This window comes from Tranquillimonas alkanivorans, assembly GCF_900115595.1.
In the GTDB taxonomy this organism is placed as follows: domain Bacteria; phylum Pseudomonadota; class Alphaproteobacteria; order Rhodobacterales; family Rhodobacteraceae; genus Tranquillimonas; species Tranquillimonas alkanivorans.
The window spans coordinates 104,259-127,337 of the sequence record NZ_FOXA01000011.1 but is presented as its reverse complement, the minus strand read 5'-3'; the positions used below and the strand labels follow the sequence as shown (position 1 = coordinate 127,337).

The window sequence follows — 23,079 nt, the reverse complement described above, 5'->3', positions numbered from 1 at the left end:
ATGAAGATCGGAACACCCGCCGAGGTGATGCCGGGCGAAGCGCGCGTGGCGATGACGCCCGACAGCGCGAAGGCCCTGCAGAAGCTCGGCTATGACTGCGTGATCGAGGCGGGGGCCGGCACGCGCGCCGGCTTCACCGACGACGCCTATCGCGAGGCCGGGGTAGAGGTGGTCGAGGGCGCCGACGCGCTCTGGTCCGCCGCCGAGATCGTCGCCAAGGTCCGCCCGCCCACCGAGGACGAAGCCAAGCGCCTGCGGCAGGGGCAGCTTCTGATTTCGTTCTTCTATCCGGCCTCGAACGAGGCGCTGATGGAACTGGCGAAGGACCAGGGCGCCTCCGTCATCGCGATGGACATGGTGCCGCGCATCAGTCGCGCGCAGAAGATGGACGCGCTGTCGTCGATGGCCAACATCGCCGGCTACCGCGCGGTGATCGAGGCGGGCAACAACTTCGGCCGCTTCTTCACGGGCCAGGTGACGGCGGCGGGCAAGGTGCCCCCGGCGAAGGTGCTGATCGTCGGCGCCGGTGTCGCTGGGCTCGCGGCCATCGGCACGTCCACGTCGCTGGGCGCGATCACCTACGCCTTCGACGTGCGCCCCGAGGTGGCCGAGCAGATCGAGTCGATGGGCGCCGAGTTCGTCTATCTCGACTTCGAGGAGCAGACGAAGGACGGCTCCGAGACCGGCGGCTACGCCGCGCCGTCCAGCCCCGAGTTCCGGGAAAAGCAGCTCGAGAAGTTCCGCGAGCTTGCCCCCGAGATGGACATCGTCATCACTACCGCCCTGATCCCCAACCGCGACGCGCCGGTGCTTTGGACCAAGGACATGGTCGAGGCGATGAAGCCCGGCAGCGTCATCGTCGACCTCGCCGCCGAGCGCGGCGGCAACTGCGAGTTGACGCGCAAGGACGAGAAGTTCGTCACCGACAACGGCGTGACCATCGTCGGCTATACCGACTTCCCCAGCCGCATGGCGACGCAGAGCTCGACGCTTTACGCCACAAACATCCGTCACATGATGACCGACCTGACGCCCGAGAAGGACGGCACGGTCAACCACAACATGGACGACGACGTGATCCGCGGCGCCACCATCGCCCATGCGGGTGAAGTCACCTTCCCGCCGCCGCCGCCCAAGGTGAAGGCCATCGCGGCCGCGCCGAAGAAGGACAAGCCGAAAGAACTGACGCCCGAGGAAAAGCGCGCCCAGGAAATCGCAGCCTTCAAGGCCCAGACGAAGAACCAGGTCGCGCTTCTGGGCGTGGGAGGCGTGCTGATGCTGCTGGTCGGGCTCGTTGCGCCGCCAAGCTTCCTGCAGCACTTCATCGTTTTCGTGCTGGCCGTGTTCGTCGGCTTCCAAGTGATCTGGAACGTCAGCCACTCGCTGCACACGCCGCTCATGGCCGTGACCAACGCGATCTCGTCGATCATCATCCTCGGCGCGCTGATGCAGATCGGGTCCGGCTCGTGGCTCGTGATCCTGCTGGCCGCGCTGTCGGTCTTCATGGCCGGGATCAACATCTTCGGCGGCTTCCTCGTGACGCGGCGCATGCTCGCCATGTTCCAGAAATCCTAAGAGGGCAGGAATAATGGACTTCGGATTCACTACGGCGGCCTACGTGGTCGCGGCCGTCCTCTTCATCCTGAGCCTCGGCGGCCTGTCGGGACAGGAAAGCGCCAAGCGCGCGGTCTGGTACGGCATCACGGGCATGGCGCTCGCCGTCTTCGCGACGCTGATCGGCCCGGGCTCGGGCCTCTGGCTTCTGTCGCTGATCCTGATCGCGGGCGGCGGGGCCATCGGCTGGTACGTCGCCAAGAAGGTCGAGATGACCGAGATGCCGCAGCTCGTCGCGGCCATGCACTCGCTCGTCGGCCTCGCCGCGGTCTTCGTGGGCTACAACGCCCATGTCGAGATCGGGCGCGTCACCAGCGCCTTCGCCGGCGCCGGCGTGCCGTTTCCGCTCGCGCTCGAGGGGGCCGAGGCGGCGGTGCTGGCCTCGGCCGAAGGCGTGGCCGAGACGTTCCGCGGCTTCGCTGCCATCGTCGCACACAAGACCCAGGCCGAGATCAACGTGCTCCGGCTCGAGCTTTTCCTGGGCGTGTTCATCGGCGCCGTGACCTTCACCGGCTCGGTGATCGCCTACGGCAAGCTCGCGGGCAAGGTCTCGTCGGCGGCGACGAAACTGCCGGGCGGGCACCTTCTGAACGCTACGGCGGCGGTCGTCTCGCTGATCTGCCTGGTGTGGTACTTCGGGACCGGCGGGGTGTTCCCGCTGATCCTGATGACGCTGCTCGCGCTCTTCATCGGCTACCACCTGATCATGGGGATCGGCGGCGCCGACATGCCCGTGGTCGTCTCGATGCTCAACAGCTATTCCGGCTGGGCGGCGGCGGCGATCGGCTTTTCGCTGTCCAACGACCTGCTGATCGTGGTCGGCGCGCTGGTCGGCTCGTCTGGCGCGATCCTGAGCTACATCATGTGCAAGGCGATGAACCGCTCGTTCATCTCGGTGATCCTTGGCGGCTTCGGCGGCTCGGCCGGCACCGCGACCGAGGTCGAGGGCGAAATGATCGCCACGGACGCCGACGCGGTGGCCTCGGCGCTCGAAGAGGCCGACAGCGTGGTCATCGTCCCGGGCTACGGCATGGCGGTGGCGCAGGCGCAGAACTCGGTCAGCGAGCTCACGCGCAAGCTGCGCGGTCAGGGCAAGGACGTGCGCTTCGCCATCCACCCCGTCGCCGGCCGCCTGCCCGGGCACATGAACGTGCTACTGGCCGAGGCCAAGGTACCCTACGACATCGTGCTCGAGATGGAGGAGATCAACGACGATTTCCCGGAGACGGACGTGGTCATCGTGATCGGCTCGAACGACATCGTGAATCCGGCGGCGCAGGACGACCCGAACTCGCCCATCGCCGGTATGCCGGTGCTCGAGGTCTGGAAGGCCAAGCAGGTGTTCGTGTCCAAGCGCGGGCAGGGCACTGGCTATTCCGGCATCGAAAACCCGCTGTTCTTCAAGGACAACACACGGATGCTCTACGGCGACGCCAAGGCTTCCATCGACAGCCTGCTGCAGAAGCTCGGCTGAAACGCGCGCGCCCGCCCGGCCACGACTCCCGGGCGGGCGCCCTTCCGCACCCCTTCCATCTTCGGTCCCGAAATATCCCCGGGGGTGTGGGGGCAGGCAGCCCCCACGCACATCGGCCGTACGCGCGCACAGAGGCCGCGCGGTCCCGCCGCGGCAGGTGCCCTTGCAGCCCACCGGTGCCGCAACTAAGACTCTGTGAACTCGAGTGGCATATTTTCCCTTCTGGGCAGGAGCACGCAGGCGACATGCACGATCCGATCGACACCTACATGAACACCCTCGTGCCCATGGTGGTCGAGCAGACCAGCCGGGGCGAGCGTGCCTACGACATCTTCTCGCGCCTGCTGAAGGAGCGGATCATCTTCCTGTCGGGCCCGGTCCACGACGGGATGTCGTCGCTGATCGTGGCGCAGCTGCTGCACCTTGAGGCGGAGAACCCGTCTAAAGAGATCAGCATGTACATCAACAGCCCCGGTGGCGTGGTCACCTCGGGCCTGTCGATCTATGACACGATGCAGTACATCAAGCCCAAGGTCTCCACGCTCGTGGTGGGGCAGGCGGCGTCGATGGGCTCGCTCCTGCTCGCGGCCGGCGCGCCGGGCATGCGGTTCTCACTGCCCAACAGCCGCATTATGGTCCACCAGCCCTCGGGCGGGTACCAGGGCCAGGCGACCGACATCATGATCCACGCCCGCGAGACGCAGAAGCTGAAGGACCGGCTGAATAACATCTACGTGAAGCACACCGGTCAGGATCTCGAGACGGTTGTGGATGCGCTCGAGCGTGACAATTTCATGGATCCCGAGGAGGCGAAAGCCTGGGGCCTGGTCGACGAGATCGTCGAGAACCGCATCCGTCCCGAGGACGAAAAATAAGGCCCCGCGCCCGCCGGCACTTTGGCGTTGTGCCCGAAAATGGTCTGCCCTACGCTGACGACAGGGCAGACCGAGCGGCTCCCGGCCAACCAACACGAGAGGGCGATCCGCCCCAGAGGTTTACGATATGGCGAATTCTTCCGGCGACAGCAAAAACACGCTCTATTGCTCGTTCTGCGGCAAAAGCCAGCACGAGGTGCGCAAACTGATCGCCGGGCCGACCGTTTTCATCTGCGATGAATGCGTCGAGCTCTGCATGGACATCATCCGGGAGGAGACGAAGTCCTCCGGCCTGAAGTCCTCCGAAGGCGTGCCCACGCCCAAGGAAATCTGCGAGGTGCTGGACGATTACGTGATCGGCCAGATGCATGCGAAACGCGTACTGTCGGTGGCGGTGCACAACCACTACAAGCGGCTCAACCACGCCGGCAAGGCGGATATCGAACTCAACAAGTCGAACATCCTGCTGATCGGCCCCACGGGCTGCGGCAAGACGCTTCTGGCGCAGACGCTGGCGCGTATTCTCGACGTGCCGTTCACGATGGCCGACGCCACCACGCTGACCGAGGCGGGGTATGTGGGCGAGGATGTCGAGAACATCATCCTCAAGCTTCTGCAGGCGTCGGAATACAACGTCGAGCGGGCGCAGCGCGGCATCGTCTATATCGACGAGGTCGACAAGATCACGCGCAAGTCCGACAACCCCTCGATCACCCGTGATGTATCGGGCGAGGGCGTGCAGCAGGCGCTTCTGAAGATCATGGAAGGCACGGTCGCCTCGGTTCCGCCGCAGGGCGGGCGCAAGCATCCGCAGCAGGAGTTCCTGCAGGTGGACACGACCAACATCCTGTTCATCTGCGGCGGCGCCTTCGCGGGGCTCGACAAGATCATCGCGCAGCGCGGCAAGGGCAGCGGGATCGGGTTCGGCGCCGACGTGAAGGATGAAAGCCAGCGCGGTATCGGCGAAACGCTCACTCAGCTCGAGCCCGAGGATCTGCTGAAGTTCGGCCTGATCCCGGAATTCGTCGGCCGCCTGCCGGTCGTCGCCACGCTTGAGGATCTGGACGAGGACGCACTGGTCACCATCCTGACGCAGCCCAAGAACGCTCTCGTCAAGCAGTACCAGCGCCTGTTCGAGCTCGAGGACGTGGAGCTGACCTTCACCGACGACGCGCTGCGCGCCATCGCGCACAAGGCCATTGCCCGCAAGACCGGGGCACGCGGCCTGCGCTCGATCATGGAGGACATCCTGCTCGACACCATGTTCGACCTTCCGGGCATGGAAGGCGTGGACGAGGTCGTAGTCAACGAAGAGGCCGTGAATTCCGACGCGGCGCCTCTGATGATCTACGCCGAGCAGCGCAAGGAATCCGCCAGCGCAAGCTGACGCGACGGACGATCGAAACACGCCCGCGGCCGATGAACCCGGCCGCGGGCGCCGTCGTCTCCGGATAAGGCCAGGCACGCGCCACCGGCAAGTTTCTTTAAGAAACTTGCCAAAACTCTTCGAAGAGTTTTGGCCGGTCGTACTGTCGCGCCAATGCGTCGCCCACTGGACGTCGGTCGCCGGTTGCGCCATACCGGAGCCGACCGAAACCGGAGGATCCGATGGCCATTCTCGACACGCTCCTGCGCGCCGTCACCTGGTGGAACGGCCAGACGCTGAACACCCAGTTCTACACTTGGCGTCACGGCGTGAAGGTCGGCGAGGACGACGCCGGAAACACCTTCTACCAGTCCAAGGACGGCAAGCGTCGCTGGGTGATCTACAACGGCGAGGCCGAGGCGAGCCGCGTCAGCCCCGAATGGCACGGCTGGCTGCACCGCACCTGGGACGAGCCGCCCACCAAGCTGCCTCTGCCCCACAAGCCGTGGGAAAAGCCGCACCAGGAGAACCTGACCGGCACCGCGCTGGCCTATGCGCCTCCGGGCTCCATCCGCCGGGTCGAGCCGGAGGAACGGCGCGACTACGAGGCCTGGCAGCCCGAGTAAATCATGGCGAGCTACAACATCAGCGAAGTCGCGACCGGCACCGCCGTCTTGGCCGTGGCGGCAGGCTTTCTTCTTTATGCGGGGCAGGTGACCGGCCTGGGTGGCGGGGCCGGCGACAGCTATGACCTGTCGGCGAGCTTCACGTCGATCGAGGGAATCTCCGAGGGCACGGATGTCCGGCTGGCCGGTGTGAAGGTCGGCGCGGTCACGGACCTGGCGCTGAACCCGCAGACGTTCCGCGCCGACGCGATCTTCACCGTTGACGAGGACCTGGCGCTGCCCGAGGACACCGCGATCATCGTCGCGTCCGAGGGACTTCTGGGCGGCAGCTACCTCGAACTCCTCCCGGGCGGGTCGCCCTTCAACCTCGAGCCCGGGGCCGAGATCGAGGACACGCAAAGCGCTGTGAGCCTGCTCAACCTGCTTCTGCGTTACGTCGGCGGCGGAGACGAGGAATGAGAGCGCTTTTCGCCGCCGCGGTGCTGGCGCTGGCGGCGCTGCCGCTACAGGCACAGATCATCTTCGAAGAGCCGCTGCCGGAAGCAGGGCAGGAACAGCCGGCGCCCGAGTGGCAGTTCGACGCCGAACCGCCGGAGCCCGAAGCCGCGCCCGAGCGGGTGGAAAGCGCTGGCGGCGCCGTTCTGCGCGGGCTCGACAAGCTTTCGGGCGAGGTGCGCGACATGGAATTGTCGGTGCGCGAGAGCGCGATGATCGGCCGGCTGCAGGTCACGCTCGCCGACTGCCGCTATCCCGCCGACAACCCCTCGGGCGATGCCTATGCCTACCTCGTGATCCGCGAGAATGGCAGCGACGAGCCGGTGTTCATGGGCTGGATGTTCGCGTCGAGTCCGGCGCTCAACGCGCTGGAGCATCCGCGCTACGACGTCTGGGTCATGCGCTGCAGCAGCTGAAGTCCGGTTGGCGCCGGACCGGCCGCGTTGAAGCTCGCCTCCTGCCCGATCGCCCGCTCCAACCGCGCGTGATACTCCGACCGCCGGATCTCGACCGCGCCGAGCGAGGCGAGGTGCGGCGTCAGGAACTGCGTGTCGAACAGCGTGAACCCGCCCGCGCGTAGCCGGTCCAGCAGGTAAGCGAGCGCGATCTTCGAGGCGTCGGTGCGGCGCGAGAACATGCTTTCGCCGAAAAACGCCGCCCCCAGCGTCACGCCATAGACGCCGCCGACAAGCAGGTCGTCCTCCCAAAGCTCGACCGAGTGCGCGTGGCCGGCCGCGAACAGCGCCTCGTAGAGCTCCAGGATCGTGACGTTGATCCAGGTCTCGTCCCGGTCGGCGCAGCCGTCCACGACGCCCGCGAAATCGCTGTCGAAGGTCACGCGGAACGGCTCGCGCCGAATCTTGCGGCGCAGCGAGCGCGATATGCGGAAGCCGTCGAGGGGAATGATGCCGCGATAGCGCGGGTCGACCCAGAAAATCTCAGGGTCGTCCCGGCTTTCGGCCATGGGAAAGACGCCCTGCGCATAGGCAGACAGCAGCATCCGGGGCGTTATGACCTGGGGGGGCAGGCCGTGCATCGGCCTCAGCCCAGATTCTGCTCCAGCCACTTCTCGAGCCAGTGGATGCTGTAGTCGCCCTTCAGGATGTCCTCTTCCTGAAGCAGCGCGTGGAACAGCGGCACGGTCGTGTCGACGCCGTCCACGATCAGCTCGCCAAGCGCGCGGTGCAGGCGCGCCAGCGCCTCGGGCCGGTCGCGGCCGTGCACGATCAGCTTTCCGATCAGGCTGTCGTAGTAGGGCGGGATGCGGTAGCCGTCGTAAAGCGCGCTGTCCATCCGCACGCCCAGCCCGCCGGGCGCGTGGTACTGGCTGATGCGGCCGGGCGAGGGCGCGAAGTTCGGCAACTTTTCGGCGTTGATCCGAACCTCGATGGCGTGGCCTTTGACCGTCAGATCCTCTTGCTGGAACTCCATCGGCAGGCCGGCGGCCACGCGGATCTGTTCGCGCACGAGGTCGACGCCGAAGACGGCCTCGGTCACCGGATGCTCTACCTGGAGGCGGGTGTTCATCTCGATGAAATAGAACTCGCCGTCCTCGAACAGGAACTCGATGGTGCCTGCCCCGGAATAGCCGATCGCGGCCACGGCGTCGGCGCAGGTCTTGCCGATGCGGGCGCGGGTCTCGGGGTCGATGACGGGGCCGGGAGCTTCCTCGAACACCTTCTGGTGGCGGCGCTGCAGCGAGCAGTCCCGCTCGCCCAGGTGAACCGCGCGGCCCTTGCCGTCGCCGAAGACCTGGATCTCGATGTGGCGCGGACGGGTGAGGTACTTCTCGATATAGACCTCGTCGTTGCCGAAGGCGGACTTCGCCTCGGCCCGCGCGGTCTGGAACGCGCGCTCGAGTTCGTCGGCCGTCTTGGCAAGCTTCATGCCGCGTCCGCCGCCGCCGGCGGTCGCCTTGACGATGACCGGGTAGCCGATGTCCCCGGCGACCTTTTTCGCGGTCGCCAGGTCCGGCACGCCGCCGTCCGAGCCGGGCACGCACGGCACGCCCAGCTTTTTCATCGTCTCCTTGGCGGTGATCTTGTCGCCCATGATGCGGATGTGCTCGGCCGAGGGGCCGATGAACGTCAGCTCGTGGTCCTCGACGATCTGCACGAAATTCGCATTCTCGGACAGAAAGCCGTAGCCGGGGTGAATCGCCTGCGCGCCGGTGATGTCGCACGCCGAGATGATGGCCGGCACCGAAAGGTAGCTTTGCGCGCCCGAGGGCGGCCCGATGCACACGGATTCGTCTGCCATGCGGACGTGCATCGCGTCGGCGTCGGCGGTCGAGTGAACCGCGACCGAGGCGATGCCCATCTCGCGGCAGGCGCGGATGACGCGAAGCGCGATCTCGCCGCGGTTGGCGATCAGGATCTTGTCGAACATCTCTCGATCCTTATTCGAGGATCATCAGGGGCGCGCCGAACTCCACAGGCGCGCCGTCCTCGACGAGGATGCGCTTCACCGTGCCCGCGCGGGGCGCCGGGATGTGGTTCATCGTCTTCATCGCCTCGACGATCATCAGCGTTTGGCCTTCGGACACCTGGTCGCCGGTCTTCACGAAGTCTGCCGCGCCCGGTTCGGGGGCCAGGTAGGCCGTGCCGACCATCGGCGAGAGTACGGCGCCGGGATGCGCGGCCGGATCGTCCGACGGCGCTTCGGCGGGGGCGGCGGCGGGCGCGTGGGACGCGGCTGCGGGCGACGGCGCGGCGGGAGCCGACGGGGCGGCGGGCACGTGCACCGGCGCGGCCTGCGGCTGGATGCGGCTCACGCGGACGTCGAGACTGTCGTTGTCGGCGTAGTCGCGCTTGACCCTGAGTTCGCTCAGGTCGTTCTCCCGCAGAAGCTCGGCGAGGGCCTGGATGAACGCGACGTCGGACTCGTGCTTTTTCTCTGTCATGCCGTCCTCGAGGATAGGGCCGCCCGTCTGTGCGCGGGCTTTGCGATCATTTGTGCGCTTATACGCAACGTGAACGCGGGTGAAAAGGTCGCAGCCCTTTCTGTCAAGTGCCTTATCCGCAGGCGCCGGCGGCATCGGGCGCTGTAATGGTCGGCAGATGACCCCGCTTCAGAATTTTACCAGTTGATAAAAACCTGACCTGTGGCAAGCTGATTCCAACAAAAGAGAAAACAGGGAGACTTGCATGGCCAACAGCCAGATGACGCCGGGGATCGTTGCCGGACGTTTGCCCGCCACGGCCTATTCCGACAACTTCGACGACCTCCACCCGCCCTATGACGGGCACGAGGCGCACGTCGCGGCCGACCGCTGCTATTTCTGCTATGACGCGCCCTGCGTGACGGCGTGCCCCACCTCGATCGACATCCCGCTTTTCATCCGGCAGATCGCGACCGACATGCCCGAGGCGGCGGCGAAGACGATCTTCGAGCAGAACATCCTGGGCGGCATGTGCGCCCGCGTCTGCCCGACCGAGACGTTGTGCGAAGAGGCCTGCGTGCGCGAGGCCGCCGAGGGCAAGCCGGTCGAGATCGGCCGCCTTCAGCGCCACGCCACTGACACGCTGATGGCGCGCGGCATCCATCCGTTCGAGCGCGGCGCGCCCACGGGCAAGCGCGTCGCCGTGGTCGGCGCGGGGCCTGCGGGCCTGTCCTGCGCGCACCGGCTGGCGATGAAGGGGCACGACGTGGTCCTTTTCGACGCGCGGCCCAAGGCGGGCGGGCTCAACGAGTTCGGCATCGCCAGCTACAAGACCCCCGGCGGCTTTGCGCAGGCCGAGGTCGACTGGCTTCTCAAGATCGGCGGCATCACTGTCGAGCTCGGCGCGGCGCTGGGGCAGGGCCTGTCGCTCGACGAGCTGACGGGACAGTACGACGCTGTCTTCCTCGGCATCGGACTGGCCGGCGTGAACGCGCTGCGCGCCGAGGGAGAAGAGAAGGAGAACGTGCGCGACGCGGTCGACTTCATCTCGGAACTGCGCCAGGCGAGCGACCTGTCCACGCTGCCCATCGGGCGCAACGTCGTGGTCATCGGCGGTGGCATGACCGCCGTGGACGCCGCGGTGCAGGCCAAGTTGCTGGGGGCGGAGAACGTCACCATGGCCTACCGCCGGGGGCGCGACCGGATGTCGGCCTCGGAATTCGAGCAGGACCTCGCCGCGCAGAAGGGCGTGCGGATCATCCACCACGCCCAGCCCGTCGCCGTGCACGGCAACGGCGCGGTGCGCGAGGTCGAGTTCGAATATACCACCGACGGGCCCAACGGCCTCGAACCCACGGGCGAAACCTTCCGCATCCCCGCCGACCAGGTGTTCAAGGCCATCGGCCAGCGGCTCGAGGGCGCGCCCGAGGGGATCACGCTCGAGGGCAGCAAGATCGCCGTCACCGGCGCGGGCCGCACCATCCTGGCCAAGGTCTGGGCCGGCGGCGACTGCGCGGCGGGCGGCGACGACCTGACCGTGACGGCGGTGGCCGAAGGCCGCGACGCCGCCGAGGACATTCACACCGTTCTGATGGGAGGCTGAACAGATGGCCGATCTTTCGACCGACTTCGCGGGCATCAAAAGCCCCAACCCGTTCTGGCTCGCCTCCGCGCCGCCGACCGACAAGGAATACAACGTCCGCCGTGCCTTCGACGCCGGCTGGGGCGGTGTCGTGTGGAAGACGCTGGGGCTCGACCCGCACGTGGTGAACGTGAACGGCCCGCGCTACGGCGCGATCTGGGGCGCGGACCGGCGGCTTCTGGGGCTCAACAACATCGAGCTGATCACCGACCGCCCGCTCGAGACCAACCTGCGCGAGATCAAGCAGGTCAAGCGGGACTATCCCGACCGGGCGATGATCGTGTCGCTGATGGTCCCGTGCGAGGAATGGGCCTGGAAGCAGATCCTGCCGCTGGTCGAGGAGACCGGCGCGGACGGGATCGAGCTGAACTTCGGCTGCCCCCACGGGATGAGCGAGCGCGGCATGGGCTCGGCCGTTGGGCAGGTGCCCGAGTACATCGAGATGGTGACCCGCTGGTGCAAGCAGAACACCCGGATGCCGGTGATCGTGAAGCTGACGCCGAACATCACCGACATCCGCAAGCCCGCCCGCGCGGCCAGGGCCGGTGGCGCGGACGCGGTGTCGCTGATCAACACGATCAACTCGATCACCTCGGTGAACCTCGATGCCATGGCGCCCGAGCCGATGATCGACGGCAAGGGCACCCACGGCGGCTATTGCGGGCCGGCGGTCAAGCCGATCGCGCTGAACATGGTGGCCGAGATTGCGCGCGACCTCGAGACGCAGGGGATGCCCATCAGCGGAATCGGCGGCGTGACCACCTGGCGCGACGCGGCCGAGTTCCTCGCGCTCGGGGCGGGGTCGGTGCAGGTCTGCACGGCGGCCATGACCTATGGCTTCAAGATCGTCGAAGAGATGGCATCGGGCCTGTCCGAGTGGATGGACCAGCAGGGCTATCGCTCGATCGACGAGGTCTCGGGCCGCGCGGTGCCGAACGTGACGGACTGGCAGTACCTGAACCTCAACTACGTGACCAAGGCACGGATCGACCAGGACCTCTGCATCAAGTGCGGCCGCTGCTACGCCGCGTGCGAGGACACCTCGCACCAGGCCATCGCGATGAACCCGGGCCGCACATTCGAGGTGATCGACGAGGAATGCGTCGCCTGCAACCTCTGCGTCAACGTCTGCCCGGTCGAGGACTGCATCACCATGGAGCGGCTCGAGGCGGGCGCGAAGGACGAGCGGACGGGCCGTATCGTGTCTCCGGAATACGCGAACTGGACCGCGCACCCGAACAACCCGGCGGCCAAGGCCGCGGAGTGACACGCGCGGGTGCCGCCCTGAACGGGCGGCACCCGATCCCCCGGCGGGCTCAACGCAGGACGTTCAGGCCGCCGGGCTTTCCCGATATTTCAGGGGTGTAAGCGGCGCGCCGGGATGGCTGATCCTCCCGGTCCCGTCCGCGCTCGCCTATGGCAGCGGCACGCTGCTCCGCCTCTGCAGCCCCCGGCTCCGGCGGCCGCTTCAGCGACTCCCGTACCCGGTCCAGCGGCATGTGATCGAAGCTGGGTGGCGGGCCGGTCAAAGGATCGGGGTCGGCGGTCAGCAACGGCGGCCCCGCGCGAAGCGCCGTGCCCTCCGCCGACGATATGGGCTCGACTGGTCGCGCGGTTTCCGGCGGTCCCGTGTCGGCGATGATATCGCCACGCACCATCTGTGTGTCCTTCACGGCGAACGGGGCGAAGGCGGGCCGTGCCGGTGTCCCGACGGCGGCCCCGGGCGGAGCGGATACCGAGCCGACCTGAACCATCCCACCGACCTCGGGCTGCCACTTTCCCCGCCAGCGTGCGCCCCGAATCTGAAGACTTCGTTAAGGCCGCAGCGCCCGGCGGTAGAGGTCGGACAGGAACGCCTGCGCGTCGGCGAAATGCCTGTCGTCCTCGGGGCGCAGGATGCCGCGCACCTGCACGTCGAAATCGGCATAGTGCTGCGTCGTCGCCCAGATCGAGAAGATCAGGTGGTGCGGGTCGAGCGGCGCAATGCGCCCCGCCTCCTGCCAGCGCCGGATCACCGCCGCCTTCTGTTCGACCAGCTCGCGCAACTCGCCCTCGATCTTGTCGATGAAGCGCGGGGCGCCCTGCACGATCTCGTTCGCGAACAGCCGGCTTTCGCGCGGATACAGGCGCGACATCTCGAGCTTGCGCAGCACGTAGGCCACGACTTCTTCGACCGGGTCGCCGTCCTCGCCCAGCTCGCGCAGCGGGTCGAGCCACGTGTGCATCATGCCGGACAGAAGCTCGCGGTGCATCTCCTCCTTCGAGCCGAAATAGTAGAGCAGGTTGGGCTTCGACAGCCCTGCGGCCTGCGCGATCTGATCGACGGTCGCGCCGCGAAACCCGTGGGCGGAAAAGACGTCGAGCGCGGCGTCGAGAATCAGCGCCCTGTTGCGGCGCTGGATCCGCGTCTTCGGTTTTTGCGAATTCATCCTGTCCCGGTCCCCGTGCACCCGTCGCGGCAAGTGCCTAAAATTGCGGCTCTTCCGGCCGCCCGGGCCGAGGCCGGACCGGGGGCTTCGCGCCTTCGGGCGAAGTTCTTGACTGACTTAGGGGCTCTGCTAGCGTGATCCTGACCAAACGGTCAAACTAAATAGCGGACCAGCGGGCGCCAAGACCCGGAAACCGCAATCATAACACAGGGAGACCAGCGGGCATGGCCGCACCAGGCGAGAACCTGAAGATCGACGGCGACCGGCTTTGGCAGTCGTTGATGGAGATGGCCAAGATCGGCCCCGGCGTCGCCGGCGGCAACAACCGGCAGACGTTGACGGACGAGGATGCCGAGGGCCGCGCACTGTTCAAGTCATGGTGTGACGAGGCCGGCCTGACCACCGGCGTCGACCAGCTGGGCAACATGTTCGCTCGGCGCGAGGGGACGGACCCCGACGCGCTGCCCGTCTATGTCGGCTCGCACCTCGACACCCAGCCCACCGGCGGCAAGTACGACGGCGTGCTGGGCGTGCTCGGCGGGCTTGAGATCATCCGCACGCTCAACGACCTGAACATCAAGACGAAGCACCCCATCGTCGTCACGAACTGGACGAACGAAGAGGGCACGCGCTTCGCCCCGGCGATGCTGGCCTCGGGCGTGTTCGCCGGTGTCCATGCGCAGGATTGGGCCGAGGACCGCACCGATGCCAAGGGCGCACGCTTCGGTGACGAACTCGACCGCATCGGCTGGCGCGGCGACGAGGAAGTGGGCGAGCGCAAGATGCACGCCTTCTTCGAGCTGCACATCGAACAGGGCCCGATCCTCGAGGCCGAGAAGAAGGATATCGGCGTCGTCACCCACGGGCAGGGCCTGAGCTGGACGCAGGTGACGGTGACGGGCAAGGAAAGCCACACCGGCTCGACCCCGATGCCCATGCGCAAGAACGCGGGGCTGGGCATGGCGCGCATCCTTGAGCTGGTGGACGACATCGCCTGGTCGCACAAGCCGCATGCCGTGGGCGCGGCGGGCCATATCGACGTCTTCCCCAACTCGCGCAACGTGATCCCGGGCAAGGCGGTGTTCACCGTCGACTTCCGCTCGCCGGACCTTTCCGTGATCCGCGACATGGAGCAGCGGCTGCGCGAGGAAGGGCAGGCCATCGCCGACGACATGGGGCTGGGCATCCACTTCGAGAAGGTGGGCGGCTTCGATCCCGTGAAGTTCGACGACACATGCGTGCAGGCGGTGCGCAGCGCGGCCGAGCGGCTGGGATATACCCACCGCGACATCATCTCGGGCGCGGGGCACGATGCCTGCTGGATCAACCAGGTGGCGCCGACTGCGATGGTCATGTGCCCCTGCGTCGACGGGCTGAGCCACAACGAGGCCGAGGAAATCCATCCCGAATGGGCCGAGGCGGGGGCGAACGTTCTGTTCCACGCCGTCGTCGAGACCGCCGGCATCGTCGAGTAAGGGACCGGACATGAAGAGGACAAGCCTGATCGCCCTGGTGATGCTCACCTCGGCGGCCGGATGCGACGTGCCCGATCCGAACGCGCCGCCCGAGCCCATCGACGACATCTCGCCCGCGGCCATGGCCGCTCTGCCCGAGGGCGTCGACCCGATCTTCCTGATCCGGGACGCGCAGGGCTGCTACGGCATCAGCGTCGAGGCGACCGAGCCCGTCACAGGCGTCGCGCTGCTCGACGCCGAGGGCAACCAGGTCTGCGATACATAAGAAAACAGGGAGAGCACCATGAGCACCGTCATCAAGAACGGAACCGTCGTCACCGCCGATCTGACTTACAAAGCCGACGTGCTGATCGAGGACGGCAAGATCGTCGAGGTGGGCGACAACCTGTCGGGGGACGAGACACTGGACGCCACCGGCTGCTATGTCATGCCGGGCGGGATCGACCCGCACACGCACCTCGAGATGCCCTTCATGGGCACCTATTCCTCGGACGACTTCGAATCCGGCACCCGCGCGGCGCTGGCGGGCGGCACCACGATGGTCGTGGACTTCGCCATCCCGAGCCCCGGGCAGGGGCTGCTCGACGCGCTGCAGATGTGGGACAACAAGTCGACCCGCGCGCATTGCGACTATTCCTTCCACATGGCGATCACCTGGTGGAGCGAGCAGGTCTTCAACGAGATGGAGACCGTCGTGCGCGAGAAGGGGATCAACACCTTCAAGCACTTCATGGCCTACAAGGGCGCCATGATGGTCAATGACGACGAGCTTTTCGCGTCGTTCCAGCGCTGCGCCGAGCTGGGAGCGCTGCCGCTGGTCCACGCCGAGAACGGCGACGTGGTTGCCGACCTTCAGCAGAAGTTCCTGGCCGAGGGCAACGACGGCCCCGAGGCGCACGCTTATTCCCGCCCTCCGGCTGTCGAGGGGGAGGCGACGAACCGCGCGATAATGATCGCCGATATGGCGGGCGTGCCGCTCTATGTCGTGCATACCTCGTGCGAAGAAAGCCACGAGGCCATCCGCCGCGCGCGTCAGCAGGGCAAGCGCGTCTATGGCGAGCCGCTGATCCAGCACCTGACGCTGGACGAAAGCGAGTATGCGCATCCCGACTGGGATCATGCGGCGCGCCGCGTGATGTCGCCGCCGTTCCGCAACAAGCAGCACCAGGACTCGCTCTGGGCCGGACTCGCCTCGGGGTCGCTGTCGGTGGTGGCGACCGATCACTGCGCCTTCACGACCGATCAGAAGCGCTATGGCGTGGGCGACTTCACCAAGATCCCCAACGGCACCGGCGGGCTCGAGGACCGGATGCCGATGCTGTGGACCTATGGCGTCGAGACCGGGCGGATCACGCCGAACGAGTTCGTGGCCGTCACCTCCACCAACATCGCCAAGATCCTGAACATCTATCCGAAGAAGGGCGCGATCATGAAAGGCGCCGACGCCGATCTGGTGGTCTGGGACCCGGCGAAGGAGAAGACGATCAGCGCATCCAGCCAGCAAAGCGCCATCGACTACAACGTGTTCGAGGGCAAGCACGTGAAAGGCTTGCCGCGCTATACCCTGACTCGCGGCCGCGTCGCGGTGCATGACGGCGATTTCAAGGGGCAGGAGGGCCACGGCGAGTTCGTCAGCCGCGAGCCGTTCCAGGCGGTGAACAAGGCGCTGTCCACGTGGAAGGAGCTGACCGCGCCGCGCAAGGTCGAGCGGACCGGCATCCCCGCGAGCGGTGTGTGATGGCGCTCGCCCAGGAGAAGCCCCAGGTGAGCCTCGCGCCGCAACCCTCGGTCGTCACGGCGAATGGTCTGGACCTGACGTTCCAGACCGCCGACGGCCCGGTTCACGCCCTCAAGGGCGTGGACCTCGACATCGGAAAGGGTGAATTCGTCAGCTTCATCGGCCCCTCGGGCTGCGGCAAGACCACGTTCCTGCGGGTGGTCGCCGCGCTGGAGGAGCCGACCTCGGGCGAGATCACCGTGAACGGAATGAGCCCGGAAGAGGCGCGCAAGGCCCGCGCCTATGGCTATGTCTTCCAAGCGGCGGGGCTGTATCCCTGGCGCACCATCGGCAAGAACGTGAAGCTGCCGCTCGAGATCATGGGGTATTCCCGCGACGAGCAGGAGCGCAGGATGAGAAGCGTCCTGGAACTCGTCGACCTGAAGGGGTTCGAGAAGAAGTATCCCTGGCAGCTTTCGGGCGGCATGCAGCAGCGCGCGTCGATCGCGCGGGCCTTGGCCTTCGACGCCGACATCCTGCTGATGGACGAACCCTTCGGCGCGCTGGACGAGATCGTGCGCGACCACCTGAACGAGCAGCTCTTGCAGCTTTGGGCGCGGACGGAAAAGACCTGCCTCTTCGTCACGCACTCGATCCCGGAAGCGGTCTACCTTTCGACCAAGATCGTGGTGATGAGCCCGCGGCCGGGGCGGATCACCGACGTGATCGACAGCCCGCTGCCGAGGGAGCGGCCGCTGGACATCCGCGACAGCCAGGCCTTCATCGACGTCGCCCACCGCGTGCGCGAGGGGCTTCGGGCGGGGATGGACGATGTCTGAGGCTGGCGAAGGGCACACCCCGAGGAGGTCGGCATGAACATCCCCCTCGCAGCCCCGGGCGCGGGAGCCGGGCGGTCGGGCCGCGTGGGCCTGTGGCTGCGCGGCGTGGCGGACAAGGCGCTGCCGGTGCTCGCCGTCGTCGCCGCGATTTTCGTGATCTGGTACGCCGCCGCCGTCTGGATGAATTCACAGTGGACGCTCGACCAGGCGGCGCGGGCCGGGCAGGAGGTGACGTTCTCCGAGATCGTCGCCGACACGCTGACCCAGGACCGGCCCAAGCTGCCCGCCCCGCACCAGGTGGCGGTGGAGCTTTACGACACGGTCATCGACAAGGAGATCACGTCGCGCCGCAGCCTCGTCTTCCATGCCTGGATCACGCTATCGGCGACGCTTCTGGGCTTCGGCTTCGGTACCGTTCTGGGCATCCTGCTGGCGGTGGGTATCGTGCACAACCGGGCCATGGACATGAGCGTGATGCCCTGGGCGATCGCCTCGCAGACCATCCCGATCCTCGCCATCGCGCCGATGATCATCGTGGTTCTGAACTCGGTCGGCGTGCAGGGGCTGGTGCCCAAGGCCATCATCTCGGCGTACCTGTCGTTCTTCCCGGTTGTCGTCGGCATGGTGTCGGGCCTGCGCTCGCCGCAGGGGATGCAGATGGACCTGCTGCGGACCTACAACGCCTCGACCGCCGAGGTGTTCTGGAAGCTGCGCCTGCCCGCGTCGATGCCGTATCTCTTCGCCTCGTTGAAGGTGGGGATCGCGGCGTCGCTCGTCGGGGCGATCGTGGGCGAGCTGCCCACCGGCGCGGTGCGGGGTCTTGGCGCGCGGCTGCTGTCGGGCAGCTATTACGGGCAGACGGTCCAGATCTGGTCGGCGCTGATCATGGCCGCCGTCTGCGCGGCGCTGCTCGTCGGCATCGTGGGGGCGGTGCAGAAGATCGTGCTCAAGCGCATGGGGATGAGCGCGTGAGCGCGGCGCGTGTGTCTCGGGGGAAGGAGGGGGCTGTCTGCCCCCTCTGCGCCTCCGGCGCATTCACCCCCGAGGATATTTCCGGACCAAAGATGGGGATCGACCAGTGACGGATCAGGCAGTGCCGTTCGCGAAAGGGTGGCTCGGGCCCGGAAGCGTGAAGTTCTTCGGGGCGCTGGCGGTGGTGCTGGTCGTGGCGCTGGTGCTGTCGCCGGGGCTGTTGCCGCTGCTGGCGGTCTGGGGCTTCTCCTGGTGGCTGAACGCGCGGATCGCGGCGCTGCCGAAGTCGCGGGCGACGAAGCTGGCGGTGCCGGTGATCTTCGGACTGACCATCCTCGTGCTGTGGCAGCTGGTGGTGCGCATCTACGACGTGCCCGGGGTCATCCTGCCCGCGCCGACCGACATCTGGGCGCGGCTGACGGCCGAGGTGCCGACGCTGTGGGAGGATTTCGTCCAGACCTTCGTGAAGGGCGCGCTGTCGGGCTATGTCATGGGCTGCGCGGCGGCCTTCGTCACGGCCGTGCTGATCGACCGCTCGCCGTTCCTGCAGAAGGGTCTGCTGCCGGTGGGCAACTTCATCGCGGCGCTGCCGATCATCGGCACCGCGCCGATCCTGGTGATGTGGTTCGGCTTCGACTGGGAGTCGAAGGCGGCGGTGGTCGTCGTGATGGTGTTCTTCCCGATGCTGGTGAACACCGTCGCGGGGCTGTCGGCCACCGAGTCGATGCAGCGCGACCTGATGAAAACCTATGCGGCGAGCTATTGGCAGACGCTTTTCCGTCTGCGCCTGCCCGCCGCGATGCCTTTTGTCTTCAATGGTTTGAAGATTTGTACCACCTTGGCACTGATCGGTGCGATCGTGGCGGAGTTCTTCGGCTCGCCGATCAAGGGGATGGGGTTCCGGATCTCGACCGAGGTCGGACGGCTCGGGCTCGACATGGTCTGGGCCGAGATCACCGTCGCCGCGCTGGCAGGCTCGGCCTTCTATGGCGCGGTTGCGGTGGCCGAGCGGGCGGTGACCTTCTGGCACCCCTCGCAGAGAAAATGACAACAAGGAGGTAAACGACAATGAAAAGAATGATCGGAGGCGCGCTGGCGCTGATGATGGGCGCGGGCGTCGCGCACGCGCAGGAGGACGAGCTGACGCTGCAGCTCAAGTGGGTCACGCAGGGCCAGTTCGCAGGCTACTACGTCGCCAAGGAGAAGGGCTTCTACGAAGACGCGGGGCTCGACGTCACGATCAAGCCGGGCGGGCCGGACATCGCGCCGACGCAGGTGATCGCGGGCGGCGGCGCCGATGTGGTGGTCGAGTGGATGCCCGCAGCGCTGGCCGCGCGGGAGCGGGGCCTGCCGCTGGTCAACATCGCGCAGCCCTTCAAGAAGTCGGGCATGATGCTGACCTGCCTGAAGGAGACCGGCGTCGAGGGCCCCGAGGACTTCCCCGGCCGCACGCTGGGCGTCTGGTTCTTCGGCAACGAGTACCCGTTCCTGTCGTGGATGAGCCACCTGGAGATCCCGACGGAAGGTGGCGAAGAGGGTGTCGAGGTCCTCAAGCAGGGCTTCAACGTCGATCCGCTGTTGCAGAAGCAGGCCGACTGCATCTCGACCATGACCTACAACGAGTACTGGCAGGTGATCGACGCCGGCATCCCCGAGGACCAGTTGATCACCTTCAAGTACGAGGACCAGGGCGTGGCGACGCTCGAGGACGGTCTTTACGTGCTTGAAGAGCGCCTGGAGGATCCGGAATTCAAGGATGCGCTGGCGCGGTTCGTGGCGGCCTCGATGCGGGGCTGGGAGTACGCGGCCGAGAACCCGGACGAGGCGGCGGACATCGTGCTGGAGTACGACGAGACCGGTGCGCAGACCGAGAAACACCAGCAGCGCATGGTGCGCGAGATCTCGAAGTTGACCGAGGGCTCGAACGGCACGCTGGACCCGGCGGACTTCCAGCGCACGGTCGACACGCTGCTGGCGGGCGGCTCGGACCCGGTGATCACCGAGGACCCGGGCGACGCGGCCTGGACGCACGAGATCACGGACATGGCGTTCGAGTGAGCTCGCGAGCGAGGGCGGCTCCGGCCGGGGCCGCCTTCTTCTCTGACTGATGGGGAGCGGGCCGGGCGGCCCGCTCTTCTCGTTTCAGACGTTCGCATCTTTCGCCCGGCGTCCAGCCGGAGGCGCCGGGCGAGGCTTGGAGAGTGGGGGAGGCCCTTACGGGCGCGCGACCACCTTCGGCGCGTCGAAGACCATGGCTTCTTCGGGCGTGCCGTCATTGGTGGTGGCGTGGCGCGGGTAGGTGGGGATGCCGGCGGGCAGCACGGTGCCGTGCAGCGCGGTTTCGAGGAAGATGTGCTTGGAATTGCCGCCGTGCCACTCCAGCCATTGCGGGTCGTCGAAGGTGCCGCCGAAGATGCCCAGCAGGCCCGGGAAGCGTTCGAACGTGTAGACGAGCTTCGTCCCGCAGGTGTCACAGAAATGGACATGGATCATCTTGCCGCTGCCCTCGGAGCGGTGATGGTAAAGCTTGGGCGTGCCGCCTGTGAAGGCGAAATCCGGCTCCTCGAAGATCGGCTCCATGAAGTACGGCGCGCCGGTCGCGCGTTGGCAGAAGCGGCAGTGGCAGAAGGTGACGCGCACCGGCTCGGCCGTCACCTGGTAACGCAGGGCGCCGCAAAGGCAGCCTCCGGACTGGGGGTGCATGGGCAGGTCCTCCTCTCGAGGGAGAGTAGCATGGGCCGGGCTGCGCGTCATGCGCGGCCCCGTGCCTGCTCATCGGGCGAGAGCCCGGACCACCAATTGGCGTAGCTGGAGGTCCAGGGCGCGCGGCCGCCTTCGTCGGGGGCGCCGTCGTCCCACCAGACGGGGCCGCGCTCGCCGAGGCGGCGCTTGGCGGTATCGACGGCGGCGCGGGCGTCGGACAATGCGGCGTCGTCGGGCGCGTCGCGGACGGCGAGGCGGGCCTGCATCAGCGCCTTGACGGCGGCACGACGCTCGGGCTCGGGCAGCCGCGGGTCGGTGCGGCGCCACAGGCGGCCCTTCGCGACGAAGTAGCGGCCGTCGGGCGTTTCGGGATGCGTCTTGCGGGGCATGGCACCAGTCTGCAAACGAAAAGCGGGGCGCCGCAAGGGCGCCCCGCCAGTGGGGAAGTCATGCCGGTGCGGCGATTATTGCACCGCGGGCATGTCTTCGAGCTCTTCCTCGGTCGCGGTGACGTAGACGCGCATCATGTCACCGGTCTCGGAGCGCTGGACCGACATCTGGTCGAGGTCCATGGCCACGGACTTCTCGCCCAGACCCAGGAAGCCGCCGACATCGACAATGGCCTGTTCGATGTTGCCGCTGTCGCCGACGACCAGCTCGGACACTTCGCCCACGCGCTCGTCGTCTTCACCGTAGACGCCGACGCCGGTCAGGTCGGTCGGCGACAGGTCGATCGGGTCGATGACCACGAAGCCCACGCGCGGCTCGATATCGGCCACGGCGACGGCCACCTCGGGTTGCTCGGCGGTCGCCTGCGCGGTCTCTTGCTCTTCGACCAGATTCACCTCGGCTTCCGACTGCTCGACGGCGACCTGCGCGCCCTCGGCGGGCTCGACGTTCACCTCGGCTTCGGCCTGCTCGATCGCGACGTCGGCTTCGCCGGCGGTCTGCATGTCGACCTGCGGTTCGCCCTGATCGATGGCGACCTGCGCCTGCTCGGCGGTGGTCACGTCGACCTGCGCCTCGGCTTCGCTGACCTGCACCTCGGCCTCGGCTTCCTCGATCACGATGCGCGGCTCGGGACGCACGAAGCGCACGACCGGCTCGGGCTGCTGCACCTGTACGTCAGGCTGCTGCGTGGCCACGTTCACGTCCGGCTCGGGCATGCGAATGGTGACGACCGGCTCGGGGATGTCGACGGTGACGGTCGGTTGCGCCTGCTCGACGGTGACGGTCGGCGCCTGCTGCTCGACCATCACGTTCGGCTTGGACTGCGTCACGGTGATGGTGGGCTCGGGCTGCTCGACGGTCACCTCGGGGGCGTTCTGCTGGACCGAGACCTGCGGGTCCGGCACGTCGACGTCGACCTGCGGGTCGGCCTGTTCGACGATGAACTGGCCGCTGGCGGTCTGCACGGTCTGGGTGCTGGCCTCCTGGCCGCTGGCGAGTGCACCGCGGCGCTCGACCTCGAGGAAGGCCATCTCGATCGTGGCCTCGTCGGCGATGCGCTGCATCGAGGTGGTGTCGGCTTCCTCCATCATGGCGATGTCGTCGGTCGCCACGTCGGCGATGAACTGGTCGTTCTCGAAGCTGACTTCGGTCATCGGGACCGGGATCTCGCGGCCCTCGGGGTCGAGGATAACGACGTAGAACTCGTCGTCCATCAGCCCGAAGTACTCGATCTGACCGAGTTCGTCGCCCTCGGCGGACAGCAGCGGCGAGCCGGAGGCTTCGCTCATCTGCATCTCGGTGGCGTCGTTGAACGTGCTCTCCCAGTCGAATGCTTCCTGGGCGAGGCCCGGCGTGGTGAGAAGTGCCAGCGCAGCGGCGCTGCCCAGCAGCTTGGCCTTGATGTCGAACATCACGTAATCTCCTGTGTCGCGGGCCGGGTGGCCCGTTGCTATGCCTGCTTGACGAAAGACAGCCCTTTCAGTTCCCCAAAATTGTTCGTGAACTGAGGGAACCCGGACC

The 23,079-nt window shown here is 67.0% G+C and carries 24 protein-coding genes; 16 read left to right on the top strand and 8 right to left on the bottom strand.

The features are described from left to right. From BM162_RS14020 to BM162_RS23525, 7 genes are all read left to right on the top strand, one after another. Positions 1-1,575 carry a Re/Si-specific NAD(P)(+) transhydrogenase subunit alpha gene (locus BM162_RS14020; RefSeq protein ID WP_093423149.1) on the top strand — a complete coding sequence of 525 codons (1,575 nt, stop codon included), beginning with the start codon at positions 1-3 and terminating at the stop codon, positions 1,573-1,575. A 13-nt stretch (positions 1,576-1,588) separates the two neighbouring features. Continuing rightward, positions 1,589-3,088, top strand: coding sequence for an NAD(P)(+) transhydrogenase (Re/Si-specific) subunit beta (locus tag BM162_RS14015; protein ID WP_093423147.1), 1,500 nt, complete (start codon positions 1,589-1,591; stop codon positions 3,086-3,088). A gap of 245 nt (positions 3,089-3,333) precedes the next feature. Next, entirely contained in the window at positions 3,334-3,963 is a 630-nt protein-coding gene (locus BM162_RS14010) for an ATP-dependent Clp protease proteolytic subunit (protein ID WP_093423144.1), read from the top strand. A gap of 127 nt (positions 3,964-4,090) precedes the next feature. After that, positions 4,091-5,350: an ATP-dependent Clp protease ATP-binding subunit ClpX gene (gene clpX / locus BM162_RS14005; RefSeq protein WP_093423141.1), complete on the top strand. Its 1,260-nt coding sequence runs from the start codon at positions 4,091-4,093 to the stop codon at positions 5,348-5,350. Positions 5,351-5,571: 221 nt separating this feature from the next. Beyond that, the gene (locus BM162_RS14000; RefSeq protein ID WP_093423138.1) at positions 5,572-5,955 is read left to right on the top strand and encodes an NADH:ubiquinone oxidoreductase subunit NDUFA12; all 384 of its coding nucleotides are present in this window, start codon (positions 5,572-5,574) and stop codon (positions 5,953-5,955) included. A 3-nt stretch (positions 5,956-5,958) separates the two neighbouring features. Further along, a complete protein-coding gene (gene mlaD / locus BM162_RS13995; protein WP_093423136.1) occupies positions 5,959-6,414 on the top strand; it encodes an outer membrane lipid asymmetry maintenance protein MlaD in 456 nt (151 codons plus the stop codon). Beyond that, a complete protein-coding gene (locus tag BM162_RS23525; RefSeq protein WP_093423133.1) occupies positions 6,411-6,866 on the top strand; it encodes a DUF2155 domain-containing protein in 456 nt (151 codons plus the stop codon). Before mlaD ends, BM162_RS23525 begins: the two co-directional genes overlap by 4 nt. Here the strand turns inward: BM162_RS23525 and aat are convergent. Genes aat through accB form a run of 3 tightly spaced genes read right to left on the bottom strand, consistent with a single transcriptional unit; the run spans position 6,833 to position 9,352 of the window. Continuing rightward, entirely contained in the window at positions 6,833-7,477 is a 645-nt protein-coding gene (gene aat, locus BM162_RS13985; protein WP_093423217.1) for a leucyl/phenylalanyl-tRNA--protein transferase, read from the bottom strand. The genes BM162_RS23525 and aat overlap by 34 nt on opposite strands. Positions 7,478-7,491: 14 nt before the next feature. Beyond that, the gene (accC, locus tag BM162_RS13980) at positions 7,492-8,838 is read right to left on the bottom strand and encodes an acetyl-CoA carboxylase biotin carboxylase subunit (RefSeq protein ID WP_093423131.1); all 1,347 of its coding nucleotides are present in this window, start codon (positions 8,836-8,838) and stop codon (positions 7,492-7,494) included. A gap of 10 nt (positions 8,839-8,848) precedes the next feature. Continuing rightward, on the bottom strand, positions 8,849-9,352 hold the full coding sequence (gene accB, locus BM162_RS13975) for an acetyl-CoA carboxylase biotin carboxyl carrier protein (protein ID WP_093423128.1): 504 nt from the start codon (positions 9,350-9,352) through the stop codon (positions 8,849-8,851). Between the two features lie 244 nt (positions 9,353-9,596). Here accB and BM162_RS13970 point away from each other — a divergent pair, with 244 nt between their 5' ends. Next, positions 9,597-10,934: an NAD(P)-dependent oxidoreductase gene (locus BM162_RS13970; protein WP_093423126.1), complete on the top strand. Its 1,338-nt coding sequence runs from the start codon at positions 9,597-9,599 to the stop codon at positions 10,932-10,934. Positions 10,935-10,938: 4 nt separating this feature from the next. After that, on the top strand, positions 10,939-12,240 hold the full coding sequence (gene preA / locus BM162_RS13965; RefSeq protein WP_093423123.1) for an NAD-dependent dihydropyrimidine dehydrogenase subunit PreA: 1,302 nt from the start codon (positions 10,939-10,941) through the stop codon (positions 12,238-12,240). Positions 12,241-12,289: 49 nt separating this feature from the next. Here the strand turns inward: preA and BM162_RS13960 are convergent, their stop codons facing one another. Next, on the bottom strand, positions 12,290-12,631 hold the full coding sequence (locus BM162_RS13960; protein WP_093423120.1) for a hypothetical protein: 342 nt from the start codon (positions 12,629-12,631) through the stop codon (positions 12,290-12,292). A gap of 156 nt (positions 12,632-12,787) precedes the next feature. Beyond that, a complete protein-coding gene (locus BM162_RS13955) occupies positions 12,788-13,402 on the bottom strand; it encodes a TetR family transcriptional regulator C-terminal domain-containing protein (protein ID WP_093423118.1) in 615 nt (204 codons plus the stop codon). A gap of 224 nt (positions 13,403-13,626) precedes the next feature. Between BM162_RS13955 and BM162_RS13950 the strand changes: the two genes are divergently transcribed. From BM162_RS13950 to BM162_RS13920, 7 genes are all read left to right on the top strand, one after another. Continuing rightward, complete coding sequence (locus BM162_RS13950; protein ID WP_093423115.1) at positions 13,627-14,877, top strand: Zn-dependent hydrolase; 1,251 nt, start codon at positions 13,627-13,629, stop codon at positions 14,875-14,877. A gap of 10 nt (positions 14,878-14,887) precedes the next feature. Then, positions 14,888-15,142 (top strand): hypothetical protein, encoded by a 255-nt coding sequence (locus BM162_RS13945; RefSeq protein WP_093423113.1) that lies wholly within the window; start codon positions 14,888-14,890, stop codon positions 15,140-15,142. An 18-nt stretch (positions 15,143-15,160) separates the two neighbouring features. Next, positions 15,161-16,615 (top strand): dihydropyrimidinase, encoded by a 1,455-nt coding sequence (gene hydA, locus BM162_RS13940; RefSeq protein ID WP_093423110.1) that lies wholly within the window; start codon positions 15,161-15,163, stop codon positions 16,613-16,615. Continuing rightward, a complete protein-coding gene (locus BM162_RS13935; protein WP_093423108.1) occupies positions 16,615-17,433 on the top strand; it encodes an ABC transporter ATP-binding protein in 819 nt (272 codons plus the stop codon). Before hydA ends, BM162_RS13935 begins: the two co-directional genes overlap by 1 nt. 33 nt (positions 17,434-17,466) lie before the next feature. Then, a complete protein-coding gene (locus tag BM162_RS13930; RefSeq protein WP_093423105.1) occupies positions 17,467-18,405 on the top strand; it encodes an ABC transporter permease in 939 nt (312 codons plus the stop codon). A 205-nt stretch (positions 18,406-18,610) separates the two neighbouring features. Further along, positions 18,611-19,453, top strand: coding sequence for an ABC transporter permease (locus BM162_RS13925; protein WP_439332837.1), 843 nt, complete (start codon positions 18,611-18,613; stop codon positions 19,451-19,453). A 20-nt stretch (positions 19,454-19,473) separates the two neighbouring features. Next, the gene (locus BM162_RS13920) at positions 19,474-20,463 is read left to right on the top strand and encodes an ABC transporter substrate-binding protein (protein ID WP_093423102.1); all 990 of its coding nucleotides are present in this window, start codon (positions 19,474-19,476) and stop codon (positions 20,461-20,463) included. Positions 20,464-20,619: 156 nt separating this feature from the next. On the opposite strand, the gene BM162_RS13915 is transcribed toward BM162_RS13920, so the two are convergent. From BM162_RS13915 to BM162_RS13905, 3 genes are all read right to left on the bottom strand, one after another. Continuing rightward, positions 20,620-21,108, bottom strand: coding sequence for a GFA family protein (locus tag BM162_RS13915; protein ID WP_093423100.1), 489 nt, complete (start codon positions 21,106-21,108; stop codon positions 20,620-20,622). A gap of 47 nt (positions 21,109-21,155) precedes the next feature. Beyond that, positions 21,156-21,497 (bottom strand): hypothetical protein, encoded by a 342-nt coding sequence (locus BM162_RS13910; RefSeq protein ID WP_093423097.1) that lies wholly within the window; start codon positions 21,495-21,497, stop codon positions 21,156-21,158. 75 nt (positions 21,498-21,572) lie between these two features. Further along, positions 21,573-22,970: a PRC-barrel domain-containing protein gene (locus tag BM162_RS13905; RefSeq protein ID WP_093423095.1), complete on the bottom strand. Its 1,398-nt coding sequence runs from the start codon at positions 22,968-22,970 to the stop codon at positions 21,573-21,575. Positions 22,971-23,079: the final 109 nt, after the last annotated feature.